26 protein-coding genes are annotated in these 23,110 nt (G+C 72.0%); 13 read left to right on the top strand and 13 right to left on the bottom strand.

The features are described 5' to 3' along the window. Positions 1–4: 4 nt before the first annotated feature. A complete protein-coding gene (locus D0D15_RS09155) occupies positions 5–403 on the bottom strand; it encodes a cupin domain-containing protein (protein ID WP_094004175.1) in 399 nt (132 codons plus the stop codon). 11 nt (positions 404–414) lie between these two features. Beyond that, complete coding sequence (locus tag D0D15_RS09150) at positions 415–1,812, bottom strand: APC family permease (protein WP_094004176.1); 1,398 nt, start codon at positions 1,810–1,812, stop codon at positions 415–417. A 215-nt stretch (positions 1,813–2,027) separates the two neighbouring features. Between D0D15_RS09150 and D0D15_RS09145 the strand changes: the two genes are divergently transcribed. From D0D15_RS09145 to D0D15_RS09135, 3 genes are read left to right on the top strand one after another with little or no spacing between them, the layout of a single operon-like run. Further along, positions 2,028–3,266 (top strand): acyl-CoA dehydrogenase family protein, encoded by a 1,239-nt coding sequence (locus tag D0D15_RS09145; protein ID WP_094004258.1) that lies wholly within the window; start codon positions 2,028–2,030, stop codon positions 3,264–3,266. Next, positions 3,263–4,201, top strand: a complete 939-nt coding sequence (locus D0D15_RS09140; protein ID WP_094004177.1) for an alpha/beta hydrolase — start codon at positions 3,263–3,265, stop codon at positions 4,199–4,201. The genes D0D15_RS09145 and D0D15_RS09140 overlap by 4 nt, the downstream gene beginning before the upstream one ends. Continuing rightward, complete coding sequence (locus tag D0D15_RS09135) at positions 4,198–4,665, top strand: flavin reductase family protein (RefSeq protein WP_094004178.1); 468 nt, start codon at positions 4,198–4,200, stop codon at positions 4,663–4,665. The genes D0D15_RS09140 and D0D15_RS09135 overlap by 4 nt, the downstream gene beginning before the upstream one ends. Here D0D15_RS09135 and D0D15_RS09130 read toward each other — a convergent pair whose 3' ends face one another. Next, positions 4,666–5,277, bottom strand: a complete 612-nt coding sequence (locus tag D0D15_RS09130) for a TetR/AcrR family transcriptional regulator (RefSeq protein ID WP_094004179.1) — start codon at positions 5,275–5,277, stop codon at positions 4,666–4,668. Between D0D15_RS09130 and D0D15_RS09125 the strand changes: the two genes are divergently transcribed. Then, positions 5,276–5,482 carry an SRPBCC family protein gene (locus tag D0D15_RS09125; RefSeq protein WP_198958148.1) on the top strand — a complete coding sequence of 69 codons (207 nt, stop codon included), beginning with the start codon at positions 5,276–5,278 and terminating at the stop codon, positions 5,480–5,482. The two genes, D0D15_RS09130 and D0D15_RS09125, sit on opposite strands and share 2 nt — an antisense overlap. Before the next feature lie 8 nt (positions 5,483–5,490). Here D0D15_RS09125 and D0D15_RS09120 read toward each other — a convergent pair whose 3' ends face one another. After that, entirely contained in the window at positions 5,491–6,438 is a 948-nt protein-coding gene (locus D0D15_RS09120) for a GlxA family transcriptional regulator (protein ID WP_094004180.1), read from the bottom strand. A gap of 130 nt (positions 6,439–6,568) precedes the next feature. On the opposite strand from D0D15_RS09120, the gene D0D15_RS09115 reads away from it, so the two are divergent. Next, entirely contained in the window at positions 6,569–7,027 is a 459-nt protein-coding gene (locus tag D0D15_RS09115; RefSeq protein ID WP_115944364.1) for a DUF2269 family protein, read from the top strand. Here D0D15_RS09115 and D0D15_RS09110 read toward each other — a convergent pair. The 3 genes from D0D15_RS09110 to D0D15_RS09100 form a co-directional block, all read right to left on the bottom strand. Next, the gene (locus D0D15_RS09110) at positions 7,024–7,398 is read right to left on the bottom strand and encodes an STAS domain-containing protein (RefSeq protein WP_094004182.1); all 375 of its coding nucleotides are present in this window, start codon (positions 7,396–7,398) and stop codon (positions 7,024–7,026) included. The genes D0D15_RS09115 and D0D15_RS09110 overlap by 4 nt on opposite strands. 83 nt (positions 7,399–7,481) lie before the next feature. Then, positions 7,482–7,898, bottom strand: a complete 417-nt coding sequence (locus tag D0D15_RS09105) for a hypothetical protein (RefSeq protein WP_094004259.1) — start codon at positions 7,896–7,898, stop codon at positions 7,482–7,484. A gap of 103 nt (positions 7,899–8,001) precedes the next feature. Further along, the gene (locus tag D0D15_RS09100; protein ID WP_094004183.1) at positions 8,002–8,958 is read right to left on the bottom strand and encodes a sigma-70 family RNA polymerase sigma factor; all 957 of its coding nucleotides are present in this window, start codon (positions 8,956–8,958) and stop codon (positions 8,002–8,004) included. Between the two features lie 65 nt (positions 8,959–9,023). Between D0D15_RS09100 and D0D15_RS09095 the strand changes: the two genes are divergently transcribed. Together D0D15_RS09095 and D0D15_RS09090 are read left to right on the top strand one after the other, a co-directional pair. Next, a complete protein-coding gene (locus D0D15_RS09095; protein WP_094004184.1) occupies positions 9,024–9,815 on the top strand; it encodes an alpha/beta fold hydrolase in 792 nt (263 codons plus the stop codon). 450 nt (positions 9,816–10,265) lie between these two features. Continuing rightward, entirely contained in the window at positions 10,266–11,600 is a 1,335-nt protein-coding gene (locus D0D15_RS09090; RefSeq protein WP_115944363.1) for an MFS transporter, read from the top strand. On the opposite strand, the gene D0D15_RS09085 is transcribed toward D0D15_RS09090, so the two are convergent. Beyond that, positions 11,601–12,590, bottom strand: coding sequence for a YihY/virulence factor BrkB family protein (locus tag D0D15_RS09085; RefSeq protein ID WP_094004186.1), 990 nt, complete (start codon positions 12,588–12,590; stop codon positions 11,601–11,603). 60 nt (positions 12,591–12,650) lie between these two features. After that, positions 12,651–13,049, bottom strand: a complete 399-nt coding sequence (locus D0D15_RS09080; protein ID WP_094004187.1) for a MarR family winged helix-turn-helix transcriptional regulator — start codon at positions 13,047–13,049, stop codon at positions 12,651–12,653. 85 nt (positions 13,050–13,134) lie between these two features. On the opposite strand from D0D15_RS09080, the gene D0D15_RS09075 reads away from it, so the two are divergent. The 3 genes from D0D15_RS09075 (at position 13,135) to D0D15_RS09065 (ending at position 16,475) form a co-directional block, all read left to right on the top strand. After that, positions 13,135–14,559: an MFS transporter gene (locus D0D15_RS09075; protein ID WP_094004188.1), complete on the top strand. Its 1,425-nt coding sequence runs from the start codon at positions 13,135–13,137 to the stop codon at positions 14,557–14,559. 177 nt (positions 14,560–14,736) lie between these two features. Further along, positions 14,737–15,696 (top strand): ATP-binding cassette domain-containing protein, encoded by a 960-nt coding sequence (locus tag D0D15_RS09070; RefSeq protein ID WP_094004189.1) that lies wholly within the window; start codon positions 14,737–14,739, stop codon positions 15,694–15,696. Beyond that, a complete protein-coding gene (locus D0D15_RS09065) occupies positions 15,696–16,475 on the top strand; it encodes an ABC transporter permease (RefSeq protein ID WP_094004190.1) in 780 nt (259 codons plus the stop codon). The genes D0D15_RS09070 and D0D15_RS09065 overlap by 1 nt, the downstream gene beginning before the upstream one ends. On the opposite strand, the gene D0D15_RS09060 is transcribed toward D0D15_RS09065, so the two are convergent. Continuing rightward, positions 16,453–19,578 (bottom strand): ATP-binding protein, encoded by a 3,126-nt coding sequence (locus D0D15_RS09060; protein WP_115944362.1) that lies wholly within the window; start codon positions 19,576–19,578, stop codon positions 16,453–16,455. The two genes, D0D15_RS09065 and D0D15_RS09060, sit on opposite strands and share 23 nt — an antisense overlap. Continuing rightward, complete coding sequence (locus D0D15_RS09055; protein WP_094004192.1) at positions 19,575–19,979, bottom strand: MmcQ/YjbR family DNA-binding protein; 405 nt, start codon at positions 19,977–19,979, stop codon at positions 19,575–19,577. Before D0D15_RS09055 ends, D0D15_RS09060 begins: the two co-directional genes overlap by 4 nt. Before the next feature lie 94 nt (positions 19,980–20,073). On the opposite strand from D0D15_RS09055, the gene D0D15_RS09050 reads away from it, so the two are divergent. The 3 genes from D0D15_RS09050 to D0D15_RS09040 are packed head-to-tail and all read left to right on the top strand — an operon-like array spanning position 20,074 to position 21,337. After that, positions 20,074–20,481: a RidA family protein gene (locus D0D15_RS09050; RefSeq protein WP_167481482.1), complete on the top strand. Its 408-nt coding sequence runs from the start codon at positions 20,074–20,076 to the stop codon at positions 20,479–20,481. Positions 20,482–20,511: 30 nt separating this feature from the next. After that, positions 20,512–20,868 (top strand): ArsR/SmtB family transcription factor, encoded by a 357-nt coding sequence (locus D0D15_RS09045; protein ID WP_094004260.1) that lies wholly within the window; start codon positions 20,512–20,514, stop codon positions 20,866–20,868. Next, positions 20,849–21,337, top strand: a complete 489-nt coding sequence (locus tag D0D15_RS09040) for an SRPBCC family protein (RefSeq protein ID WP_094004261.1) — start codon at positions 20,849–20,851, stop codon at positions 21,335–21,337. The genes D0D15_RS09045 and D0D15_RS09040 overlap by 20 nt, the downstream gene beginning before the upstream one ends. A gap of 555 nt (positions 21,338–21,892) precedes the next feature. On the opposite strand, the gene D0D15_RS09035 is transcribed toward D0D15_RS09040, so the two are convergent. Then, positions 21,893–22,375 carry an NUDIX hydrolase gene (locus tag D0D15_RS09035; protein WP_094004194.1) on the bottom strand — a complete coding sequence of 161 codons (483 nt, stop codon included), beginning with the start codon at positions 22,373–22,375 and terminating at the stop codon, positions 21,893–21,895. A gap of 4 nt (positions 22,376–22,379) precedes the next feature. Then, the gene (locus tag D0D15_RS09030) at positions 22,380–23,015 is read right to left on the bottom strand and encodes a nitroreductase family protein (protein WP_094004195.1); all 636 of its coding nucleotides are present in this window, start codon (positions 23,013–23,015) and stop codon (positions 22,380–22,382) included. Positions 23,016–23,110 lie beyond the last annotated feature (95 nt).

Genomic DNA, 23,110 nt, shown 5'->3' with positions numbered 1-23,110 from the left:
CCTCCTAGAACGGCTCGCCGGTACGCACGTCCACCGCCGACCCGCGGTCGTTCGTCTCCGACGGCAGTTCCACCGGGCTCGGTGACGGCTCGCTGATCAGCTCCACAATGTAGTGCGTCACCGCGTGGTCCTCCAGGTTGCGGATCCGGTGCGGCGTCAGTGGCCCGCCACTGCCGACGGTCTTGAACGCCACGTACCCGGCCTCCGCCGTCTGCCGCACCGGCCACTCCTCCTCGCCGAGGCGCTGCGCCTCCGCGCGGCCCGGGTCCGGCCAGATGATCAGGTGGTCGTGGTGGTGCTGGTGCCAGTCGTACATCCCGCGCGGCGGCAGGGTCATCGACCACACCCGCACGCGGTCGTTCTCGAACACCAGCGTGTCGCCGGGATTCGGGGTGTAGCTCATGGGACTTCCTTTCAGGCCAGGGCCGGTTGCTCGGTGACGGTCCGGGTCCGCGCCGCGAACCAGCCGTAGACCGCGGCGACGACGAGGGACAGCGGCAGCGCGCTGATGACGGGCGAATCACTACCGGTGATCTCCGGGTAGTGCGCGACGATGACCACCCCGCAGCTCACCAGTGCCACGCACGCGATCGACGGCGCCACCCGCACCGTCCACACCGGACCGGTGATCCGCCCGCGCGCGGCAGCGGTGACGATGCTCGCCGAGCACGCGGCCATCAGGTAGATGATCGCCAGCGCGGTGATCCCGGAGACCGCGGGGAAGAAGGTCACGATCGGATCGGCGCCCGCCACCGCGAACGGCACGACCACCAGCACGCACACCACCAGCTGCACGGTCCCCGCCGGCACCGGTGTCCGCCACCGCGGGTGCACCCGGCTCAGCCCGCGCGGCAGGAAACCGTCGCGCGCCAGGGAGAACATGTACCGCGACGCGATCGCGTGGAAGGACAGCGCCGCCGCGAAGAAGCTGAACGTGATCATCAGGCTCAGCACCGGCCCGGCCCACGAGCCGAGGTAGGCGGTGATCGCGGCGACCAGCAGTGCACCGGGATCGGCCTGCGCCACCGCGACCGCGTCCGGGAACGCCGCCGCGATCGCCCACATGACGAAGACGAACGTCACGGCCAGCACGATCAGCGCGGAATACGTGGCCCGGCCGACGTTCCGCCGCGCCGACCGGGCCTCCTCGCCGTAGATCGCGGCCGCCTCGTACCCGGCGAAGGACAGGATGCAGAACACCACGGCGAGGCCGAAGTTGCCGCCGAACACGGCGCCCGGCGCGAACACGCCGGCCGAGAACCCGCCGGGCCGCCGCGCCACCACGGCGATCGCGAACGCCAGCAGCATCGCGAACTCGGTGACGGCGACGAAGACGTTCACCTTCCCCGCGATCGTCACGCCGAAGTAGCCGACCACCCAGGTGGCACCGGTGGCCACCAGCGCGATCACCCACCACGGCACGTCCACGCCGAGGTAGGCCGACAGCCCGAGGTGCCCGAAGTACCCGACGGCCACCGACATCCCGGCCGCCGCGAGGTTGTAGGCCAGCGTCGCCACGAGTGCCGACGCCCCGCCCATCCGCCGCCCCAGGCCGAACCCGATGTAGGCGAAGTAGGCGCCGGCGTTGACCACTTGGCGGCTCAGGGCCACGTAACCGGCGGAGAACACCAGCAGGATCACCAGCACCAGGACGAGCACGCCGACCGTGCCGACGCTGGCGCCGAACGCGAGGCTCAGCGAGAGGTTAGAGGCGACCGCGGTGAGCGGCGCGGTCACCGCGATCACCATGAGGATCATGTCGAAGATGCCCACCGCGTTCGGTCGCAACTGGTGGTTTCCGTCTGGGTTCATGAGCACTCCTGGACATCCGGGGTGAATGGCGGTCCCCCCACCACGCCACGGAACAGCGCTCGCGAATGGTCGATACGGTATCGTCGCGTCCAAGCAGCGTACGCCGGATGTTCCCCGGCTGTCCAGACTCTTGTTGGCCCGCTCCGGGCGAGTTACTTTGGACGGGACGACACCGTATCGTCCATTCATCGAAAACTCCCGGGAGGACGATGTTCATGTCCGTGACCACGCAAAACCGTGAAATCCCCGCCTGGCCGTCGGCCCCCGCGAGCTACGACGAGATCGTCGCCCGCGCCAAGGCGCTGCGGCCGCGCATCGCCGAGCTGGGCGTGGCGGTGGACGCGCTCGGCGTCGATCCCACCGAGGCGATGCGCTTGCTCGGCGAGGCCGGTCTGCAGCGCGCGAACGTCCCCGTCGAGTTCGGCGGCCTGTGGACGGGCGGCACCTTCGCCGGCTGGGACCGGGTGGTCGAGGCGGCGCTGGAGGTGACCGCCGGCGACGGCTCGACCGGCCAGTGCTGGGCGACCACCGCCCTGCAGGCCCGCGAGGTGATGTCCGCGCCGCTGCCCGCCTCCACCAAGCAGGCGATCGCCGACGAGCTGATCTTCCAGGGGCGGCGCATCGTCGCCTCCAACGCCGAAACCGGCGGCACCGGCCCGGTCACCGGACGCCGGGTCGACGGCGGCGTGGTCGTCAACGGCGTGAAGACGTTCAACACCAACAGCGGCGGCGGCGGACGCGACCTGGCCAACGTCAGCTTCCGCATCACCGAGCCGGACGGCGCGACCTCCCGGCACCACGCGCTGATCCGGCTCGACGCGCCCGGCGTGGAGGCGCACGGCGACTGGGACAACATGGGCCAGCGCGGCACGATCAGCCAGACCATCACCTACGCCGAGGTGTTCGTGCCCGACGGCTGGCACTACGCGGCGCCGGAGTCGGAGGTCGTGTTCGTGGACCTCGTCCTGCCGGGACACGCGTTGCTGCTGCAGGGAATCGGGGAAGGTGCGTATGCGGCGATGCTGGAGTACCTGCGCGGGCTGAACCGGGCGAGCATGCCGATGTTCCCCTCCGCGATGGCGGATCCGTTGATGCACCGGCAGATCGGCGAGATGGCCGCGAAACTCGCCGCGGGCCGCGCCTATCTGCTGGACACCTGCCGGAAGCTGGCGAACGCCGGCGCGACGACCGACCTGCGCGCGCTGATGACCGAGTTCTTCAAGGTCAAGGTCGCCTGCACCACCGCGGCGCTGGACGTGACCGCCCGCGTGCACGACCTCACCGGCGCGCGCAGCACCGCCAACAAGTACCGGCTGGACCGGTTCTGGCGCAACGCGCGCACGTTCGCCAGCCACGACAGCATCGACGCCAAGAACGCGTTCGTCGGCGCCGCCGAGCTGACCGGTGAGATCCCGGACGCCGGCCGCTACCTGCCGGGGGTGCGGAAGGCATGACGCTCCCACATCCGTCCGAGGTCCCGTTCACGCGACCGGCCTCGCACCACCTCGCTGACCCTCGCTTGCGGACGGTCCGGCCGGTCCGGGTGCTCGACGGGGCCGAGTCGTACCTCGGCGTCAGGTACGCGATCCCGGTCGGCTGGCGCCCGCTGACGCTGGACCTGCACGTCCCGCTCGAAACGGCCGGTCCGGTGCCGGTCGTGGTCTACGCGCACGGCGGCAGTTTCCTCGGCGGAGTCAAGGAAATGGGCCCGTGGGCGGCCCTGCTGCGGCACGGGATCGCGGTGGCCTCGCTGGACTACCGGCTCGCCGGCGAGGCGCGCTACCCGGAGCCCGTCGAGGACGTGCTCGCCGCGATCCGGTGGGTGCGCGTGCACGCCCACCGGTACCGGCTGGACCCCACGCGCATCGCCGGGTGGGGCAGCTCCGCCGGTGGTTACCTGATGGCGCTGGCCGCGCTCACCGGCCGGATCGGACGGCCGGTCGGCGACCACCCCGCGGTGTCCGCGCGGCTGTCCGCGGTGGTGCTGCACTACCCGGTCACGGACTTCTCGACGATCGTCGAGGACGCCTTCGAGCCCACACGGGCCGGTCTGCGGACCATGGTGGATGTCGGGTCGCAGTTCTTCGGGTTTCCCCTGGCGTCGCGGCCGGACGTGGTGGCCGGGGCGGCGGTGTCGCGCGCGGTGGCGGCGGCGTCGCGGGTGCCGCCGTTCCGGATCAGCCACGGCGACGCCGACCACCGGTGCGGGCTGGGGCAGAGCAGACGGCTGCACGAAGCCGTGCTCGCCGCGGGCGGGCAGTCCACTTTGGAGGTGGTGCCCGGGGCCGATCACGCGACCGCGGTGTTCAGCAGCCCCGAGGTGGTCCACCCGGCGATCGAGTTCCTCCGCGACGCCTGGTCGTCCGAGCGGGAAGGAGCGCGGACGTGATCGACGGGACGACGCTGCGCGCGGCGTTCGGCCAGTTCCCGAGCGGTGTGGCCGCGGTGTGCGCGTTGGTCGGCGGCGAGCCGGTGGGCATGGCCGCGAGCACGTTCACCGCCGTGTCGCTGGAGCCGCCGCTGGTGTCGGTGTGCGTGCGGAAGGCTTCGCGGACCTGGCGGCAGTTGCGCCGGGCGCCGTCCCTGGGAGTCAGTGTGCTGTCGGCCGGGCAGGGCGCGATCTGCCGCAGCCTCGCGATGCCGGAGGGCGACCGGTTCGCCGGTGTGCCGTGGGTGGCTCGCGGCAGCGCGGTGCTGGTCGAGGACAGTGCGCTGCAGATCGAATGCCGGCTGACGGGCGAGGTCGATGCCGGGGACCACGTCATCGCGCTGCTCGGCATCACGGCGCTGACCGATTTCCCCGGCGCGGAGCCGGTGGTGTTCCACCGCAGCACGTTCCGGGTGCTGCGGTGACTACTTCTGCGCCGGGCGCGCGCCGAGGAACGCCAGCGTCGAGTCGACCAGCGTCGCCAGGAACTCGGGTGTGATCTCGGTGCGGCGGACGGTGTAGCGCCAGTAGATCGGGGCGGCGAACATGTCGAGCGCCAGCTCGCGGTCCACGTCCGGCGGCAGCTCGCCGCGGGCGATCGCGCGGTCCAGCACCGGTTCCGCCTTGGCGCGGCGCGGGTTCTCCAGGTGCTCGGACAGCGCCTTGGCCAGCGCCGGGTTGCGCTTGGCCTCGGCGGTGAGGTCGGGCAGGATCCGGCCCAGGCGTTCGTCGCTGAGCCACTTGACGACCATCTCGAACGCGCGCTCGACGTCGCCGCGCAGCGAGCCGCTGTCCGGGATGTCGACCAGCGGAACGCTCAGCTGGGACACCGCGTCGGCCACCATGTCCTGCTTCGAGGACCACCGGCGGTACAGGGAGCTCTTCCCGGCCTCCGCCCGCTTGGCGACACCGTCCATCGAGGTGCGCGCGTAGCCCTTCTCGGCCAGCTCGTCGATCACGACCTCGACGATGGCGTCGGTGAGTTCGACACGCAGCACGGCGGCGCCGCTCGGCGCGCGACGGGTCCGGGGCGTCATGAGCGGACAGTACCAGGACTGGACGGAACGGCCCCGTCCCGCGCATGGCGGGGTGGGGATCGCTCTCTTCGAGGGCATCGGCGAGATCGGGCCGGGCTGGGAGTACTACCTCGACCTGCTGGTGGCCGCCCGCACCGGCGCGCCACGCCCGGAGTTCACCGACTACTACCCGGCGGTGAAGCCCTACGAGTCCCTGCGTGGCTGAGGTGAGCGTCAGTCCCGCTTCTGGAACGCCGCCCGGTAGGCGTTCGGGCTCGTGCCGACCACCCGCCGGAACCGTTCCCGGAACGCGGTCGGTGAGCCGAACCCCACCTGGCCCGCGATGCGGTCCACCGGGTGCCGCGTCGTCTCCAGCAGGTACTGCGCCTGCCGGATCCGTTCGCGGTGCAGCCACTGCAGCGGCGTCGTCCCGGTCTGTTCGCGGAAGTGGCGGTTCAGCGACCGCGTGCTCATGCCGGCCCGGGCCGCCACGTCGGCCAGCGTCAGGTCCCGGTCCAGGTGGTCGGTCATCCACCGCAGCACCGGCTCCAGCAGCGTACCCCGCGGCGCGGGCGGCTGGTCGTGCACGATGAACTGCGCCTGGCCGCCCTCCCGCTCCAGCGGCATCACCGAAAGCCGCGCGGCGTCGGCGGCCACCGCGGAGCCGTGGTCGCGCCGGATGAGGTGCAGGCACAGGTCCAGCCCCGCCGCCGCGCCGGCCGAGGTGAGGAACTGGCCGTTGTCCACGTACAGCACGTCCGGGTCGACCTCGACCTCCGGGTGCCGCCGCGCGAGCAGGTCCGCGGCGACCCAGTGCGTGGTCGCGCGCAGCCCGTCGAGCAGCCCGGTCGCGGCCAGGACGAACGCGCCGGCGCAGATCGACGCGATGCGCGTCCCGTCCGCGGCCGCCTTGCGCAGTGCGTCCAGCACGTCCTCCGGCACCGGCACCGCCGGGTTCGCGCAGCCGGGCAGGATGATGGTGTCGGCGTCGGCGAGCGCGTCGAGGCCCCACTGGGCCTGCAGCGTGAACGTGCCCGCGTCGATCGTCGGGCTCGGGGCGCAGACCCGCACCCGGTAGGCCGGGCGGCCGTCCGGCAACCGGGTGCGGGTGAACGCCTCGATCGGGGTGGCCAGGTCGAACGGGACCACGCCGTCCAGCGCCAGCACGGCGACGGTGTGCATGGCGACACCGTAGGCCCTCGCCACCCGGCTCCGCCAGGACCGCCCTGGTCGGCCCGCTGGCGAGAATCCGGTGGAAGTTGGCCATCGCGCCAGTTCCGGAGATCGGCGGCGGCCGTTACCGTCCCTGCCCGTGACGAAGGTTCTGCTCTCCCTCCACGTGCTCGCGGCGCTCGTCGCGATCGGCCCGGTCACGGTCGCGGCCAGCATGTTCCCCGTCGCGACCCGCCGCGCCGTCGCCGGCACCGACCACGACCTCGCGGTCCTGCGCACCCTGCACCGCATCTGCCGGGTCTACGCCGCCGTCGGCATCGCGATCCCGGTCTTCGGCTTCGCGACGGCCGGCAGCCTGGGCGTGACGGGCGACGCGTGGGTGGTCGTGTCCATCGTGCTCACCGCGATCGCGGCGGCCGTGCTGGTGCTGGTGGTGCTGCCGCGCCAGCAGGGCATCCTCGACGGCGTGGCCGAGCAGGCGGAACTCCCACCGCGGGCCCCGGCCCGGCTGGCGATGTACACCGGGATCTTCAACATCCTGTGGGCCACGGTCACGGTGCTGATGATCGTGCGGCCCGGGTCCACCACCAGCGCCTAGTGCTCCAGGTACCGCCGGGCCGCGTCGCGTGCCTCGTCCAGTGAGGCGGTGATCGTCAGGATGCCGTTCAGGCCGGTCATCTCCAGCGGCCGCGTGACGACCGGCGTCGGGCAGATCAGCGCCAGCGCCTGCTCGGCGGAGTGGCATTCGGCGGCCGTCTCGACCAGGACGGCCAGGCCGAGGGAGTCCAGGTGCTCGACCTCGGACAGGTCGAGGATGACCGTGGTGAGCGGCACCGGACCGACGCTGTCGCGGGCGTCCTTCACTGCTTCGCGGACGCGGGGCGCGGTGGTGAGGTCGACCTCGCCGACGATGGTGACGATCACTTCGCTCCCCTCGCGCGTCCAGCGGGTGGCGAAGGCCTGCGGCACGGATCCTCCATCGACGGTCTGCTCGAGCCCGCACACTCTATCCGCAGCCGCCGGTGGCCCGGAGCCGGACCACCGGCGACCACTCAGGCCGGTTCCGTCACGTGCACCGCGTCCAGCGCCGGTCCGTCCGGCGCGACCGGGGCGGCGACCGGAACGTCCGCCCACAGCATCGTGCCGCCGCGGCGCGGGGTCATGCCCCACCGAGCGGCGATGCCGTCGAGGACGTCCGCCGACGTGCCGAGGTCACCGCGAGCGGGTGGCTCGGCGGCGATCGTCACGTCGACCCGGATGGTGTCCGCGCCCGCCCAGCCCAGCCGCACCGTGAACGGCTGGCGCGTGGACAGCCAGGCGCTGCTGGCGATCTCGTCGGTCGCCAGCAGCGCGTCGACGACGTGGTGTTCGCCGACGCCGGCGAGCATGAATCGCACTCGCCGCCGGAGCGCCGCCAGTTCCGACGGCCCGTCCACGACACTGGTGAACCGATCCGGCCGATGCACCATGTGGTCCACGGTGCATCACCTCCTCCGCTGACTCGTCAACCGGAGGATCTTCGGTTTACCCAGGCGTGATCTCCGGTAAACCGGTCCACTCAGGACCGCGCGGTCAGTCCACTTCGTCCGGCAGGCCGAACGCCGCGAAGTGCTCCCGCGCCACGAACGAGGTGACCTCCGCGATCCGGCCGTCCCGCGGGGTCAGCACGTTGATCGACCAGCTCTCGAACGCAGCCTCCCGGCTCAGGTACGAGGCCACCGCGGGCAGGCCGTTCGCGGAGACGATCCGGTGCCGCCAGGAGCCGCAGGACGCGAGGGGATACCGGCGCGCGAAGGACATCACCGCGTCGATCCCGTGGTACCAGTGCGGCATCGGCGGCATCGACCACGTCACGTCTTCGGTCAGCAGCGCCACCAGCGCGTCCGCGTCGCCCCGCTCCAGCGCGCCGGCGTAGTCCGACGCCAGCGCCCGCACCCGGGCGGCGTCCGGCACCGGTTCCCGCGCCGGCATGATCCGCCGCGCCCGTTGCAGCGCCGAGTTCACCGAGGCGGCGGAGGTGTTCATCATCGACGCGATCTCGGCCGCCGAGAACCCCAGTACCTCGAACAACACCAGTGCCGCCCGCTGGTTGCCCGGCAGGTGCTGCAACGCGGCCACGAACGCCAGCTCGACCGCCTCCCGCTGTTCGGCGCGCGTGTCCGGACCCGTGGGGTACGGGCCGAGCCACGCGACGTCCGTGCGCGGCGCGTCCCCGGTGACCACGTGATCGCTGGACGGCCCGAGATCCATCGGCAGCGCCCGCCTGCCCCGCCGCTCCACCGCGTCCAGGCAGGTGCGCGTCGCCACGGTGTAGAGCCAGGACCGCAGCGAAGCGCGCCCCTCGAAGCCCGGCAGCCCCCGCCACGCCCGCAGCAACGCCTCCTGCAACGCGTCGTCGGCGTCGTGCACCGACCCCAGCATCCGGTAGCAGTGCGCGTGCAGCTCCCGCCGCAGCGGCTCGACCAGCCGGGTGAACGCCGAGTCGTCCCCGGTGCGCGCCAGCTCCAGGTCCACGGCCAGTTCCGTCACGAGCGATGATTCTGCCCCACGCCGGCGGTCACCACCTTCGAAACCGCTTCCCCAGGAGGATTCTGATGTCCCGGACACTTCCCGTTCCCGGCGCGCGTCTCCACCACGAGATCCGCGGGCAGGGCCCGCTCGTCGTGCTCGTCGGCGCCCCGATGGACGCGCGCCCGTTCGCCCCGCTCGCCGACCTGCTCGCCGGTGACCACACGGTGCTCACCACCGATCCGCGCGGCGTCAACCGCAGCCCGGTGGACGACCCCGAGCAGGACTCCACGCCGGAGATCCGCGCCGACGACCTGGCCCGGCTCATCGAGCACGCCGACGCCGGTCCCGCGGTCGTGTTCGGCTCCAGCGGCGGCGCCGTCAGCGCCCTCGCGCTCGCCCAGGCGCGCCCGGACCTGGTCACGACCGTGATCGCGCACGAGCCGCCGCTGAGCGACCTGCTCCCGGACGCCGACCGGATCCGCGCCCAGGGCGGGGAGGTCATCGCGACGCACTTCGCCGGTGATCCGGTGGGCGCCATGCGGAAGTTCCTGGAGATGGCGGACATCCACCTCCCGGAGCCGGTGTTCCAGGAGTTCTTCGCCCAGGAGCCGAGCCCGCGGGACCTGGCCGACGCGAACTACCAGTACGCGCGCATGTACCGCCCGACCACCCGCTGGATCCCGGACTTCGAGGTCCTGCGCACCCGCCCGGTGGTGATCGGCATCGGGGAGGAATCCGCCGGTCAGCTGTGCGAATGCACGTCGGAGGCGCTGGCGGCGGAGCTGGGTGTGGAGCCGGCCCGGTTCCCCGGCGACCACACCGGTTTCGCCGCCGACCCGGCCGCGTTCGCCACGCGGCTGCGGGACTTCCTCTGACTCTGGCGGCTCGCTCGCGCCGGGCTGGTGCGTGGGGGACGGCGGAGGCCGGGCAGCGCGCCCGGCGGTCTGCGCCGGGGGCTGCTCGCCTGCGGAAGGGGCTGCGCCAGGTGGGGTGTGCTGGGGGATTGGCTGGCCTGTGCCAGGCTGGTGCGCCGCGGGTCTGCCGCCAGGGGACGTGCCCACCTGCCTGCCCAGCGTCCCCTGGCTGGCCTGTGCGAGGCTGGTGCGCCGCGGGCGTGCCGGAAGCGGACGCGCCCCCGCTTGCTCAAGGTCCCGCTGGCCGTGCCAGCTCGGTGCGCCCCGGCCCGCCGGAAGCGGTCCCAGCCGAAGGTCTCAGGACGGTAAAGGTCTGCACCCGCCCCTGGTCTTCCGGCAGTGTGGCATCTACGTTGCCAGGGAACTAATCAAACCTTTGATCTTCTTTCCAATGGCGGGAAGGGATGGCCCATGACGCACACGCCCGAGGCTTCGGCCCGGACGAGCCGGTCGCACGACGGCGGGCAGCTGCGCCGCGTCGTCGGCGCGAGCCTCGTCGGTACGACGATCGAGTGGTACGACTTCTTCATCTACGCCTCGGCCGCGAGTCTGGTGTTCGGCAAGCAGTTCTTCCCCTCGCTGGACGGCACCGCGGCGCTGCTGGCCTCGTTCGCCACGCTGGGCGTGAGCTTCGTGGCGCGGCCGATCGGCGGGATCGTCGCCGGCCACCTCGGTGACCGCGTCGGCCGCAAGGCGGTTCTCGTCGCGACCCTGCTGCTGATGGGGATCTCCACGATCGGCGTCGGCCTGCTGCCCGCCTACGACTCGATCGGCGTCGCCGCGCCGATCCTGCTCGTCGTGCTGCGGCTGCTGCAGGGCCTGTCCGCCGGCGGCGAGTGGGGCGGCGCGGCGCTGATGTCGGTCGAGCACGCCCCGCCCGGGCGTCGCGGCTACTTCGGCTCGTTCCCGCAGATCGGCGTGCCGATCGGCTTGCTGCTGGCCAACCTGGTGTTCTTCAGCGTCTCCGCGGTGACCACCGACGACCAGTTCGCCCGCTGGGGCTGGCGCATCCCGTTCCTGCTCAGCGTCGTGCTCATCGCCGTCGGTTTCTTCGTGCGGGCCCGCGTGTCGGAGAGCCCGGTGTTCAGCGAGCTGCGCGCCCGCCGCGCCCGCCGCTCGGCGCAGCTGGCCGAGCTGCTGCGCACCAACCGCCGCGAACTCGTCATCGCGATCGGGTTGTTCATCGCCAACAACATGGTCGGCTACATCCTGATCGCGTTCATCAACTCCTACGGCACCCGCACGCTGAAGCTGTCCAGCACCACGATGCTGTCCATCGGCATGGTCGGCGCCGTCTCGTGGGGCGTGTTCACGATGCTGGCCGGGCACTGGTCGGACCGGTGGGGCCGGCGCCGCACCTACCTCGTCGGCACGCTGGCGATGGGGGCCTGGACGTTCCCGTTCTTCCTGCTGTTCGACACCCGCTCGGTGCCGCTCATGCTGGCCGCGGTGATCGTGCTCGGCTTCGGGCTCGGCCTGACCTACGGCCCGCAGGCGGCGGCCTACAGCGAGCTGTTCCCGGTCGGTATCCGCTACAGCGGCGTCTCGTTCGCCTACGCCTTCGGCGCGATCCTCGGCGGCGGGTTCGCGCCGCTGGTGTCGACCTGGCTGGTCGGGGAGACCGGCACGTCGCTCGCGGTGTCCGGGTACATGCTGCTGGCCTGCCTGGTGACGCTGGCCGCGGTGCTCGCCCTGCGCGAGCGGCCGGCCGCCGAGCGGGAGGCGTTCGTGACCGGCGCGGAGTAGTCAGCCGCGCTGCTCGGGCGGGAACTCGGTGTCCACGCGCTCCTGCTCGTGGTAGGCGCGTTCCTCCGCGTAGGACTCGTAGGCGCGGTGGTCGGCGTCGGTCTCCGGGGCGCCGACCAGCGCGCGCGGGTGCAGCCGGTCCTTGAGGACGACGTTGAGCTGCGCCCCGAGCAGCGTGATGATGCTCTGCAGGTAGAACCACCACAGCAGCGTGATGACCGTGGCGAACGTGCCGTAGGTGCTCTGCGCGTTCTGCAGGTAGCGGCTGATGATCAGCGACGAAAGCGTTTGCAGGACCCAGAACAGCACACCGGACAGCACCGCGCCGGGCAGCACGTCACGCGTGGAGACCTCGCGGTCGGTGAGGATCCGGAACGCGGCGACGAACAACCCGATGTCCAGGACGATCGCGACGGCGTAACCGAGGATCCGGCCCAGCCACCCCAGGTTCAGCAGGTCCGTGCCGCTGGAGACGAACCCGCTGATCAGCGTGCTGACGACGAGCCCGAGCCCGATCGTCACCAGCACGAGCACGCTGCGGCCGATCTGCTCGGGCAGGCTCGGCCGCGCGTGGAAGGGCAGCTCCCACACCGAGTTGAACGCGGTCTGCGTCGCGCGCACGACCGCGAGCCCGCTCCACAGCGCGGTGACCAGCCCGAGGACCAGTGCCCACACCGACCCGCCGAAGCCCTGCATCGTCGCGGGGTCCAGCAGCGGGAACATCTGGCCCACGTGCCCGAGCACGTCGGTCTTCGGGTTGTCCGGCACGAAGAACCCGAGCAGCGTGATCAGAACGAGGAACAGCGGGAAGATCGAGAAGAACGCCCAGAAGGCGATCATGCTCGCCAGGTTCGTGGACTGGTCCTCGAGGAACTTCCGCACCACGGCGACCGGCACCGACAGCGACTTGTGTTCCCGCTGCACCGCGTCCACGCGGTCGAGGCCGGCCTTCGCCCGGCCGGCAACGCTTTCCCTGCTGTGCTCGCTCACGGTTGCACTCCCACCGTCGGCGTCTGCGCGTGGCGGTGAGCTACCCCGTGGAGCGGCGGGTCAACCGGCCTTCGGGATACGGGCCTGGCCGAGTGTCTCGCGCAGCACCGCGCGGTGGGTCGGCTTCGCCTCCTCGTAGCGGCGCCGCCCGGCGTCGGTGAGCATGACGAAGACGCCGCGCCGGTCCTGCTCGCACATCGCGCGGTCCACCAGGCCCTCCTTCTCCAGGCGGGCGACCAGGCGCGAGGTGGCGCTCTGACTCAGGTGCACCGCGTCGAGGAGGTCGGCGGAGCGGCACTTGGTGTCGCAGGTCGCGAGCCGCTCGAGGGCCTCGAACTCGCTCACCCCGATACCGTGCCGGTCCTGCAGGCGGCATTCCAGCTCGCCGCAGACGGTCGCGTGCAGGGCCATCAGCTCGTGCCACTGCTGCACGAGCCGTCCGTCGGCGACGTCACCCATGGCGGCACCATAGCATGCGCGGGAATTTGATGCAAATGCATTAAACCCTCTTGCATTAGATGCGTGTGCATGTAATCTGACTGCCATGACTTCTCCTGCGCACCTGTCCACCACGTCGACACGGTGGGACGCGCGGCTGTGGGCCGTGCTGCTGACCGTGTCCACCGTCGTGGGCCTGGACGCCCTCGACGTTTCGATGGTCGGCGTCGCGCTGCCGTCCATCCAGGCCGAGCTCGGCCTGTCCACCAGCGCGCTGCAGTGGGTCGTGAGCGGGTACGTGCTCGGCTACGGCGGGTTGCTCCTGCTCGGCGGCCGCACGGCGGACCTGCTCGGCCGGCGGCGGGTGTTCCTCGTCGCGGTGGCCGTGTTCGCGGTCGCCTCGCTGCTCGGCGGTCTCGTCGACAACGGCGCCCTGCTGATCGCGAGCCGGTTCATCAAGGGCCTGGCGGCGGCGTTCACCGCGCCGGCCGCGTTGTCGATCATCACCACCACGTTCCAGGAGGGCCCGGCCCGCAACCGCGCGATCAGCATCTTCGCGGTGTTCGGCGCCAGCGGGTACTCCGCCGGCCTGGTGTTCTCCGGGCTGCTGACCGAGGTCGGCTGGCGGTGGACGTTCCTGCTGCCGGTGCCGATCGCGTTGATCGCGCTGGTGTCGGCGATCAAGGTCGTCCCGGCGTACGAACGGGACCACTCGGCGGGCGGCTACGACCTGCCCGGCGCGATCACCGGCGCGGCCGGTTCGCTGCTGCTGGTGTTCGGTGTCGTCGAGGCGCCGGAGGTCGGCTGGGCCGCGCCGCGGACGCTGATCACGTTCGCCGTCGCGGTGGCGCTGCTGACCGCGTTCGTGGTGATCGAAAAGCGCAGCAGCCACCCGTTGCTGCGGCTGGGCATCCTGCGCTCCGGGCCGCTGGCGCGGGCCAACCTGGGGGCGGCGCTGTTCTTCGGGGCCTACATCGGGTTCCAGTTCGTGGTGATGCTGTACCTGCAGGACGTGCTGGGCTGGTCGGCGCTGGAGACCGCGCTCGGGTTCCTGCCCGCGGCGCTGATCGTGGCGTTCGGCTCGCCGCGGATCGAGCCGCTGATCGAGCGGGTCGGCACGTCGCGCACCATCCTGGGTGGCGTGCTGGCGCACGTGATCGCGTACGTGCTGTTCCTGCGGGTCGACGAGCACTCCGGGTACGCCGGTTCGGTGCTGCCGAGCATGATCCTGCTCGGCATCGGCTTCACCCTGGCCTTCTCGTCACTGAACATCCAGGCGACGACCGGTATCAGTGACAACGAGCAGGGTCTGGCCGGAGGCCTGCTGAACACGTCGCTGCAGGTCGGCGGCGCGATCGGCCTCGCGATCGTGACGGCGGTGCTCACGGGCAGCGGCGGCGGCTCCCTGCTGACCGGCTTGACCCCGGCGCTGACGGTGATCACCGGGATCGCCGCGCTGGGCCTGCTGATCGCGGCGTCGGGTGTGGTGCGCCTGCGCCGCGCACCGGAGCCGGAACTCGCGCGAGTCTGACCCAAGGGGGATCAAGGGGCCCGTCCTCGGGGGGACGGGCCCCTGCTCGTGTCACCGGGCGGTCCTGGTGAGGCCCTGAAACCGCCGCCGGCACCCCTGAAACCGTGGTGAAGCCGGCCTGAAGCCGCCTCCTCCGATGCTCGTCCCAGCAACGGAACTCACACCGAGGAGGGGGCTTTGACCACCACCACCACGACCACCCCGGCCATCGAGGTCGCCGGGTTGCGCAAGGCGTTCGGGGACAAGGTCGTGCTCGGCGGGATCGATCTGCGCATCCCGGCCGGCTCGATCTTCGCCCTGCTCGGGCCCAACGGCGCGGGCAAGACGACCATGGTCCAGATCCTGTCGACCTACCTGCGGGCCGACTCCGGCAGCGCCCGCATCGCCGGGCACGACCTCGTCGCCCAAGCCGGGCAGGTCCGCGCCGCCATCGGCGTCACCGGCCAGTTCTCCGCCGTCGACAACAAGCTCACCGGCGAGGAGAACCTCCGGCTGATGGCCGACCTGCACCACCTGCCCAAGGCCGAGGGCCGCCGCCGGGCCGCGGACCTCCTGGAACGCTTCGACCTGGTCGAGGCGAGCAAGAAACTCGCCGCCGTCTACTCCGGTGGCATGCGGCGACGGCTGGACCTCGCGATGAGCCTGGTCGGCGAGCCGCGCATCATCTTCCTCGACGAGCCGACCACCGGGCTCGACCCGCGCAGCCGCCACACCATGTGGGACATCATCCGCGACCTCGTCGGCCGCGGCGTCACCGTCTTCCTCACCACCCAGTACCTGGAGGAGGCCGACGAGCTGGCCGACCGCATCGCGGTGCTCGACCACGGCGCGCTCGTCGCCGAGGGCAGCCCGGCGGAACTCAAGCGCCGCATCCCCGGCGGGCACGTCGAACTGCGCTTCGCCGACGCCCCGACCCTCGACCTGGCCGCCCGCACGTTCGGCGAGGTCTCCCGCGACGACGAGGCCCTCACCCTGCAGATCCCCAGCGACGGCGGGGTCCGGTCGCTGCGTGCGCTGCTCGACCGCATGGACCACGCCGGCATCGAGCCCGAAGGCCTCGCCGTGCACACGCCCGACCTGGACGACGTCTTCTTCGCCCTGACCGGCCACCCCACCGAAGAGAAGGTTTCCCGCTGATGCCCGCGCTCACCGACTCCGCCACCATGCTGCGGCGCAACCTCCGCCACGCGCTGCGCTACCCGTCGATGACGCTGAGCGTCGCCGCGATGCCGATCCTCATGCTCCTGCTGTTCAACTACGTCTTCGGCGGCGCGATCGGCGCCGGCCTCACCGGGAGGCCGGCCAGCGGTGACTACCTCGCCTACCTGGTGCCCGGAATGCTGCTGCTCACCGTCGGATCGGCCACGATGCCGGTCGCCGTGGCGATCTGCTCCGACCTGACCGAGGGCATCGTCGCCCGCTTCCGCACCATGGCGATCGCCCGCGCGTCCGTCCTCACCGGACACGTCCTGGGCAACGTGATCCAGGCCGTGGCGAGCCTGCTGATCGTCCTCGGCGTGTCCCTGCTGCTGGGCTTCCGCACCTCGGCCGGGATCGGGGACTGGCTGCTCGTGACCGCCGTCCTGCTGCTGCTCACGCTCGGCCTCAGCTGGTTCTCCGCCGCGCTCGGCCAGCTCTCCAAGACGGTCGAGGGGGCGAGCAACATCGTGATGCCGATGACGTTGCTGCTGCCGTTCCTGTCCAGCGCCTTCGTGCCCCTGGACTCGATGCCGTCGGGCATCCGCTGGTTCGCCGAGTACCAGCCGTTCACCGCGGTCATCGAGACCCTGCGTGGTCTGCTCGCCGGCACGCCGATCGGCTGGTACGGCTGGGCCGCGGTCGGCTGGGGGGTGGGCATCGCCCTGCTCGGCTACGTGTGGGCGAAGGCCCTGTTCAACCGCGAACCGACTCGCTGACCAGCTCCAGCGCCGCCAGGCGCAGCTCGTCCGGGCCCAGGCCGGCGTACTCCGACACCGCGTCGGCGTACGCCGGCCCGTCGGCGTTCTCGGCCGCGGCCCGGATCCCGGCCGGCGACATCGTCGGCTGGAAGTTCCGCAGGAAACCCAGCCGCTCGGCCAGCGCCACCATCCGCACCCCGGCGGGGTCGCCGCGGTCCAGCGCCAGCACGCCCAGCGCGAGCAGGACCGTTCCGCGCACCGCCATCCCGATCAGGTAGGCGGGCAGTTTCGCCGCGCTCTCGCTGAACAGCGGCGGCACCAGCGCGGGGAGTTCGGCGACGAGGTCGGCGACCAGGTCGAGCCGGCCGTGCTGCGCGTGCGCGATCACCGTCACCGAGATCAGCTCCAGCGTCCACGAGTCCAGGCCGGGCGCTTCGCGCAGGGGCAGCACGCCGTTGTCGCGCTGCCGGGCGACCGCCTGCCGCCACAGCGCCAGCCCGTGCTCGACCTCGTTGCGGGCGAGCGCGATCTCCGCCCGCACCCCGAGGTCGAACGTGACGACGTCGAAGCGGTCGTCCACAGTGGACGGGCTGGACCGGGTGAGCCAGCGTTCGGCCTCGTCGACCGCGCCGGCCTGGCGGCGGGCGAGCATGAGACCCCACCGGATGCCGATCGTGTCCGGCCAGGGCGCGAGATCCTGCAGCAGCCGCATCGCCGCGCTCAGGTGCCGGGTGGCCTCCCCGGCGTCGCCCCGCTGCAGGTGCAGCTCGCCGAGCCGGGCGCGCGCCATCAGCCGCAGCCAGGGCGCGTCCGGAACCTCGGCGGCGTCCAGCATCCGCAGCGCCGACGCGAGGGCGCGAGCGGTGTCGCCGTCGGTCTCCCACCAGTAGCTGTCCACGCCGCGCGCGACGTAGGCGAGCAGCGGCTGCTCGCTCTCGCACAGGGCGTCCAGCGCGCGGCGACCGGACCGCGTGATCTCCGGGAACCGGGCCAGCACCGTGGCCAGCGCCCGGATCAGCGTGGTCGGCGGCGCTTCGGGCAGCCGCCGCAGGACGAGCAGCGACCGCACCGCGCGAGGGCCCTGGAGCATGAAGGTCGCGGTGACGCACACGGTCGCCGCGGTGCGGGTCACCTCGACGAACTCCGGTTTCGGGTGGAAGTGCGCGAGCACCGCGGGCACGTCCGTGGTGAGCGCGGCCAGGCGGGAGTAGTTGGAGTCGGCCGTCCACAGCGCGCCCAGCGCCGCCGCCGTGGCCGCGACCGTCGGGCCGTCCCCGCGCTCGATGCCCAGCCGCATCGCCGTCACGAGGTTGTCCTGCTCGGCGCGGATCCGTTCGCTCGCCGTGTACGGGTCGGCGCCGAACACCGATTCGTGGTGCGCCAGACCGAAATCCCGCGCCCAGGCGAGGAAATCTTCGGTGACGCGCGCGGTCGCGCCGGCTTCGGCGAGGCGGGCGGCGCTGAACTCGCGCACCGTCTCCAGCATCCGGAACCGGGTGCCGACCGGGGTGTCGACGACCTTGAGCAGCGACTGGCCGGACAGCTCACCGAGGACGTCGAGGGTGTCGTGGCCGCCCAGCAGGTGCCGGGCGGCGTCCTCGGTGAACCCGCCCGGGAACACCGACAGCGTGCGCATCGCCGCCTGCGCGTGCTCGTCGAGGAGGTGCCAGCTCCAGTCGACGACGGCCTGCAGCGTGCGGTGCCGCTGAGGCCGGTCGCGTGGGCCGCCGCGCAGCAGCGCGAACCGGTCGGACAGGCGCCGGGCGATCTCGGGGACGGACAGCACCCGCACCCGCGCCGCGGCCAGTTCCACCGCCAGCGGCAGGCCGTCGAGGTGACGGCACAGGCCGGTCACGACGTCCGCGGGCAGGTCCGCGTCCGGCCGCGCGGCCCGGGCGCGCTGGGTGAACAGCTCGATCGTGGTGTCCAGGTCCAGCTCCGGCAGCGGGTACACCGACTCCGACGACAGCCCCAGCGGTGCGCGGCTGGTGGTCAGCACGCGCACGTCGCGGGTCATCGACACCAGGGCCCCGACCAGCTCGGCGACGCCGTCGAGGACCTGCTCGCAGTTGTCCAGGATCAGCAGCGCCGGTGCGGCGCCGAGGACCTCGGCGATGCCGGTCAGGTCGTCCGGCGGGCGCGGGCCGGGCGTGCGGCGCGCCCCGCCGAACCCGAGCGCGGTGGCGACGCGGCCGGCGACGTCCTCGTCGGCGCGGACGCCGGCCAGCGCGACGAAGTGGACGAGCGGTTGTTCGGCGGCCCGGCCGACCGCGTGGGCGAGACGGGTCTTGCCCAGCCCGCCGGGACCGACGATCGAGGTGACCCGGGAGCGGCGCAGCAGGTGCGTGATCGCCGCGATGTCGTCCGCGCGGCCGAGCAGCGGGTTGGGGTCGTGCGGGATGCCGTGCCGGACCACGGGCTGCTCGCCGGCGAGCGTTTCCCGTTGCCAGGACAGCAGTTCCGGCCCCGGATCGGTGCCGAGGTCGTCCCGCAGGGCGCGGCGGTGGGTCTCGAACCGGGCCAGCGCCGCCGACGGGCCGGCGGTCGCGGACTCCGACCGCAGCAGTTCCAGCAGGACTTCCTCGTCCCGCGGCCGGTCTCTCGCGGCGGCGGTGAGCGGATCGAGCGCCTCGGCGTGGCGGCCCAGCCGGGACAGCGCCAGCCCGCGGGCCCGGACCAGGAAGCGGTGGGCGGACTGCCGTTCGCGGCGCAGGGTGGACAGCGGGTCCAGGCCGTCGTCGGCGGAGCCGTCCCACAGGGCGAGCCCTGCGTCCGCCTCGGCGAGCGCGGCCGCCGGATCCTCGGTGCGGGCGGCGGAGGCGTGCTGGAGCAGCGCCGCGGCGTCGACCTGGGCGGGTTCGAGGGTGAGGCGGTAGCCGGTGGGCGTGCTGGCGATCAGGTCCGCGCCGAGCTGGGAGCGGGCGCGCGAGACGAGGATCTGCAGCGCCTTCACCGGGTTCTCGGGCTGCTCGTCCGGCCACAGCCCGCCGACGAGCCGGCCCGTGCCGCAGCCGGTGGTCAGGTCGGCGGCGAGCAGCGCGAGGAGGTTCCGCAACCGGGGCGCGGTGATCTCCCGCCCGCGGCAGGCGACGTGCGACAGCAGGCTCAGCTCGACGGTCACCGGCGTAGGTTAGTGGGTCCGCGGGGCGCCTTCTCCTGGCCGAGCGCGACCCACTGGAGTTTCTCCTGCTCCCGGCGCGGCAGCCCAGCCACGACCAGGTCGTAGGAGTCCTCGATCATCTCGCGCACCAGGTCCTCGGGCACCGAGCCGTCCAGCACGACGGTGTTCCAGTGCCGCTTGTTGAGGTGGTAGCCGGCGGTGATCGCGGGGTGGTCGCGGCGCAGCTGCACCGCGAGGTCCGGGTCGCACTTCAGGCTGATCCGCAGCGGCGTCGACTCCAGCGGGCTGAGGGCGAACATCTTGCCCGCGACCTTGAAGACGCTGTTGGCCTCGCCGAACGGGAACTCCTCGCGCGCACCCGGCAGGGACAGGCACAGTCGTTTGAGTTCGCCAGGCGTCATGGCTCCAGGCTAGCCACGTGCGGCTCCGTCGCCGGTGGCTGCCGCCCGGTTCCGCGAGATAGCCGCGCTGGGTGGCCGGTCCTAGGCTGCGGCGATGACCGAGAGTGAGATGCCGCAGTACGCCAAGCCGGCCGGGCTCTTCGCGCTGCCCCAAGTGTTCAGCCTGCCCGTCACCGTCCCCGCGTCGCGCCTGGTGTTCCTCTCCGGGCAGGTCGCCTGGAACGCCCACGGTGAACCGGTCGGGGAGGGTGATCACGTCGCGCAGGTGGAGCAGATCGTGCGCAACATCGACGTCGCGCTCGCCGCGGCCGGCACCAGCCGGGAGCACCTGGTCAAGCACACGATCTACGTGGCGGGGTACCGGCCGGAGCTGGCCGAGGCGATTCTCGCGCCGCTGCACGCCGGGGTGACGACGCGCCCGGCGAGCACGCTCGTCGGGGTGCAGTCGCTGTTCGACCCGCGCTACCTGGTCGAAATCGATGCAGTTGCCTGGGTTCCTTGACGCATTCCCATATGGGTATATATTGGGTGCATGGCACGGGCAGCGACGACAGCGGACGCGTTCAACGCGGTGGCCGAACCGCGGCGGCGGCAGATCCTCGACCTCCTGGCCGGCGGGGAGAAGCCGGTGAACGACCTCGTGTCGGTGCTCGGGCTCGCCCAGCCGCTGGTGTCCAAGCACCTGCGGGTCCTGCGGGAGGTGGGGCTGGTGGAGGTTCGCGATTCGGGACGGCAGCGGGTGTACCGCATCAACGCCCGTCCGTTGAAGGACATCCACGAGTGGGTCAGCGGTTACCAGCGGTTGTGGGACGAGCGGTTCGACCGTCTGGACACGGTGTTGGAAGAACTCAAGGAACTGGAGGATGGAGATGGTCGCGGTGACGACTAGCGGTACGGCGAAGGTGACGCTTCCGGCGGACAACCAGATTCGGATCACGCGTGAGTTCAACGCGCCGGCGCGCCTGGTGTGGCAGGCGTGGACCACGCCGGAGCTGGTGAAGCGCTGGTGGGCGGGCGAGCGTGGCGAGGTGACGTCCGTCGAGGTCGATCTGCGGGCCGGTGGGAGATGGCGCTACGTGATGGTCGCGGACGGCGGTTTCGAGGTCGCCTTCCACGGCGAGTACCAGGAGGTCGTGCCGCACGAGCGGATCGTGTCGACGGAGGTGTTCGAGGGCATGCCGGGCGCGTCCTCGCTGAACACGCTGACCCTGACCGAGCACGACGGGCGGACCACGCTCACCGTGCTGGCCGAGTACCCGAGCAAGGAAGCCCGCGACGGGCACCTCGAGTCCGGTATGGAGGGCGGGATGCAGGAGTCGCTCGACAAGCTGGAGCAGGTGGCGGTTTCGCTCGCGTGAGCCGTCGGCGGCGGGGATTCGCGGTGCGCCGTGGTATCCCCGCCGTTGCGGGTGTCCGGGGTTCGGTGGGCTCCGTGGGATCGGCCTCGGATTCGGTGGGCTTGTCTCTGGATTTGGGCTGGGTCGCTGGGTTCGGTGGGCTCGGTGTCTGGGTTCGGTGGGCTCGGCCTCCGGGTTCGATGCGCTCGGTGTCTGGATTTGGTGGGCTCGGCCTCCGGGTTCGATGCGCTCGGTGTCTGGATTTGGTGGGCTCGGCCTCCGGGTTCGATGCGCTCGGTCGCTGGGTTTCGGTGGGCTCGGTGCCTGGGTTTGGTGGGCTCGGTCTCCTTGTTCGGTCGGTTCGTCCCCGGATTCGGTGGCTCGATCTCCCGATTCAATGGGCGCGCTCTGAGCGTTCGGCGAACTCGATCGGGCCGGTTCTCCGGGCGTGGCTTCCTTGAGGCGGACGGGGTTCGCGGCAGCCGCTCGATGTGCGGAAACCCCGAGGCGTTACCTGCCAACGGGGCTCCCGCACACGCGCGATGCCGATGGCGTCGCGCGCCGGCCGCGTGCCATTCAGGCGCGCAGAACTCCGCGCGCGAGCAGGGTTTCCCGCAGGCGCTCGACGATCGGCACCTGGCCCTTCACCAGCAGCTCGGCCGCGCGATCGGGACCGGTCCACTCGATGCGGTCGACCTCCGGGAACTCCTGCACGCGGCCGGATCCCTTGGGCCATTCCATCTCGAACGTGTTGCTCGCGAACCCGGCCGGGTCGAAGTCCCCCTCGGCGGCGAACGTCGTGATGACCTTGCCGCTGGACTGGCGGAACTCGCCCAGCTCCAGGATCTCGCCCGCGAGCACGGGCTCGCCGACCTCCTCGGCGAACTCGCGCCGTGCCGCGACCAGCGGGTCCTCGTCGGTGTACTCGCCCTTCGGGATGGACCAGGCCCGCTCGTTCTTGCGTGCCCAGAACGGCCCGCCCATGTGCGCGATGAGCACCTCCAGACCGCCGTCGCCGGTCAGGCGGTAGAGCAGGAACGCCGCGCTCTTCCTGGGCACCGGGTCACCACTGGTCGTAGTGCAGGACCTCGGACAGGGGCTGCCGCTTCGCCGGCTTGAACGTCTCGCCGGTGTAGAACGCGGTGGGGATCAGCGCCGCCTGGCGGACGTGGTCCGGAATGTTCAGTAGTTCAGCCGCCTCCTTCTCGTAGACCAGGTGCAGCGACGTCCAGGCCGTGCCGAGGCCGAGGGTGCGCGCGGCCAGCATGTAGCTCCAGACCGCGGGCAGGATCGAGCCCCACAGCCCGGCCTGGTTGCCCTCGGGGAGCTTGCCGCCCGGGACGTGGATCGCCGGGACGAGCAGCACCGGCACCTCGGCCATGTGCTCGGCCAGGTAGTCGGCGCTGTTCATCACCCGGTGCTGGGTGGCCGTGCGGTCCGCGTCGCCGGCGTAGCGCTCCTCCGGGGCCGGGCCCGTGTCGCGGTAGGCCTTGTAGGACTTCGCGTACAGCTCGGCCAGCTGGGCGCGCTTGTCGGCGTCGGTGACCACGACCCAGTGCCAGTCCTGCCGGTTCGACCCGGTGGGCGCCTGGAGGGCGAGGGTGATCGCCCGCTCGATCAGCTCGCGCGGCACGGGGCGGGAGAGGTCCAGCCGCTTGCGCACGCTGCGGGTGGTGGTCAACAGCTCCTCTGGTGTCATGCCCCCGATCCTGGCACGAGCCGCTCAGCCGGAGGAGGCGGCTTCGGAGGCGGGCGGTTCGCGCCGGGTTGGTGGGGGAGGGCCGGTCCCGGGGC

This window comes from Amycolatopsis thermalba, assembly GCF_003385215.1.
GTDB classification, from domain to species: Bacteria; Actinomycetota; Actinomycetes; order Mycobacteriales; family Pseudonocardiaceae; genus Amycolatopsis_E; species Amycolatopsis_E thermalba.
This window is presented reverse-complemented; position numbering and strand designations above follow the sequence as displayed.

Excerpts from the sequence above, each read along its gene's own strand:
- D0D15_RS09155 (WP_094004175.1), bottom strand. The coding sequence starts at position 403 with ATGAGCTACACCCCGAATCCCGGCGACACGCTGGTGTTCGAGAACGAC.
- D0D15_RS09150 (WP_094004176.1), bottom strand. The coding sequence starts at position 1,812 with ATGAACCCAGACGGAAACCACCAGTTGCGACCGAACGCGGTGGGCATC.
- D0D15_RS09145 (WP_094004258.1), top strand. The coding sequence starts at position 2,028 with ATGTCCGTGACCACGCAAAACCGTGAAATCCCCGCCTGGCCGTCGGCC.
- D0D15_RS09140 (WP_094004177.1), top strand. The coding sequence starts at position 3,263 with ATGACGCTCCCACATCCGTCCGAGGTCCCGTTCACGCGACCGGCCTCG.
- D0D15_RS09125 (WP_198958148.1), top strand. The coding sequence starts at position 5,276 with ATGAGCGGACAGTACCAGGACTGGACGGAACGGCCCCGTCCCGCGCAT.
- D0D15_RS09130 (WP_094004179.1), bottom strand. The coding sequence starts at position 5,277 with ATGACGCCCCGGACCCGTCGCGCGCCGAGCGGCGCCGCCGTGCTGCGT.
- D0D15_RS09120 (WP_094004180.1), bottom strand. The coding sequence starts at position 6,438 with ATGCACACCGTCGCCGTGCTGGCGCTGGACGGCGTGGTCCCGTTCGAC.
- D0D15_RS09105 (WP_094004259.1), bottom strand. The coding sequence starts at position 7,898 with ATGGTGCATCGGCCGGATCGGTTCACCAGTGTCGTGGACGGGCCGTCG.
- D0D15_RS09095 (WP_094004184.1), top strand. The coding sequence starts at position 9,024 with ATGTCCCGGACACTTCCCGTTCCCGGCGCGCGTCTCCACCACGAGATC.
- D0D15_RS09090 (WP_115944363.1), top strand. The coding sequence starts at position 10,266 with ATGACGCACACGCCCGAGGCTTCGGCCCGGACGAGCCGGTCGCACGAC.
- D0D15_RS09080 (WP_094004187.1), bottom strand. The coding sequence starts at position 13,049 with ATGGGTGACGTCGCCGACGGACGGCTCGTGCAGCAGTGGCACGAGCTG.
- D0D15_RS09075 (WP_094004188.1), top strand. The coding sequence starts at position 13,135 with ATGACTTCTCCTGCGCACCTGTCCACCACGTCGACACGGTGGGACGCG.
- D0D15_RS09065 (WP_094004190.1), top strand. The coding sequence starts at position 15,696 with ATGCCCGCGCTCACCGACTCCGCCACCATGCTGCGGCGCAACCTCCGC.
- D0D15_RS09055 (WP_094004192.1), bottom strand. The coding sequence starts at position 19,979 with ATGACGCCTGGCGAACTCAAACGACTGTGCCTGTCCCTGCCGGGTGCG.
- D0D15_RS09050 (WP_167481482.1), top strand. The coding sequence starts at position 20,074 with ATGACCGAGAGTGAGATGCCGCAGTACGCCAAGCCGGCCGGGCTCTTC.
- D0D15_RS09045 (WP_094004260.1), top strand. The coding sequence starts at position 20,512 with ATGGCACGGGCAGCGACGACAGCGGACGCGTTCAACGCGGTGGCCGAA.
- D0D15_RS09040 (WP_094004261.1), top strand. The coding sequence starts at position 20,849 with ATGGTCGCGGTGACGACTAGCGGTACGGCGAAGGTGACGCTTCCGGCG.
- D0D15_RS09030 (WP_094004195.1), bottom strand. The coding sequence starts at position 23,015 with ATGACACCAGAGGAGCTGTTGACCACCACCCGCAGCGTGCGCAAGCGG.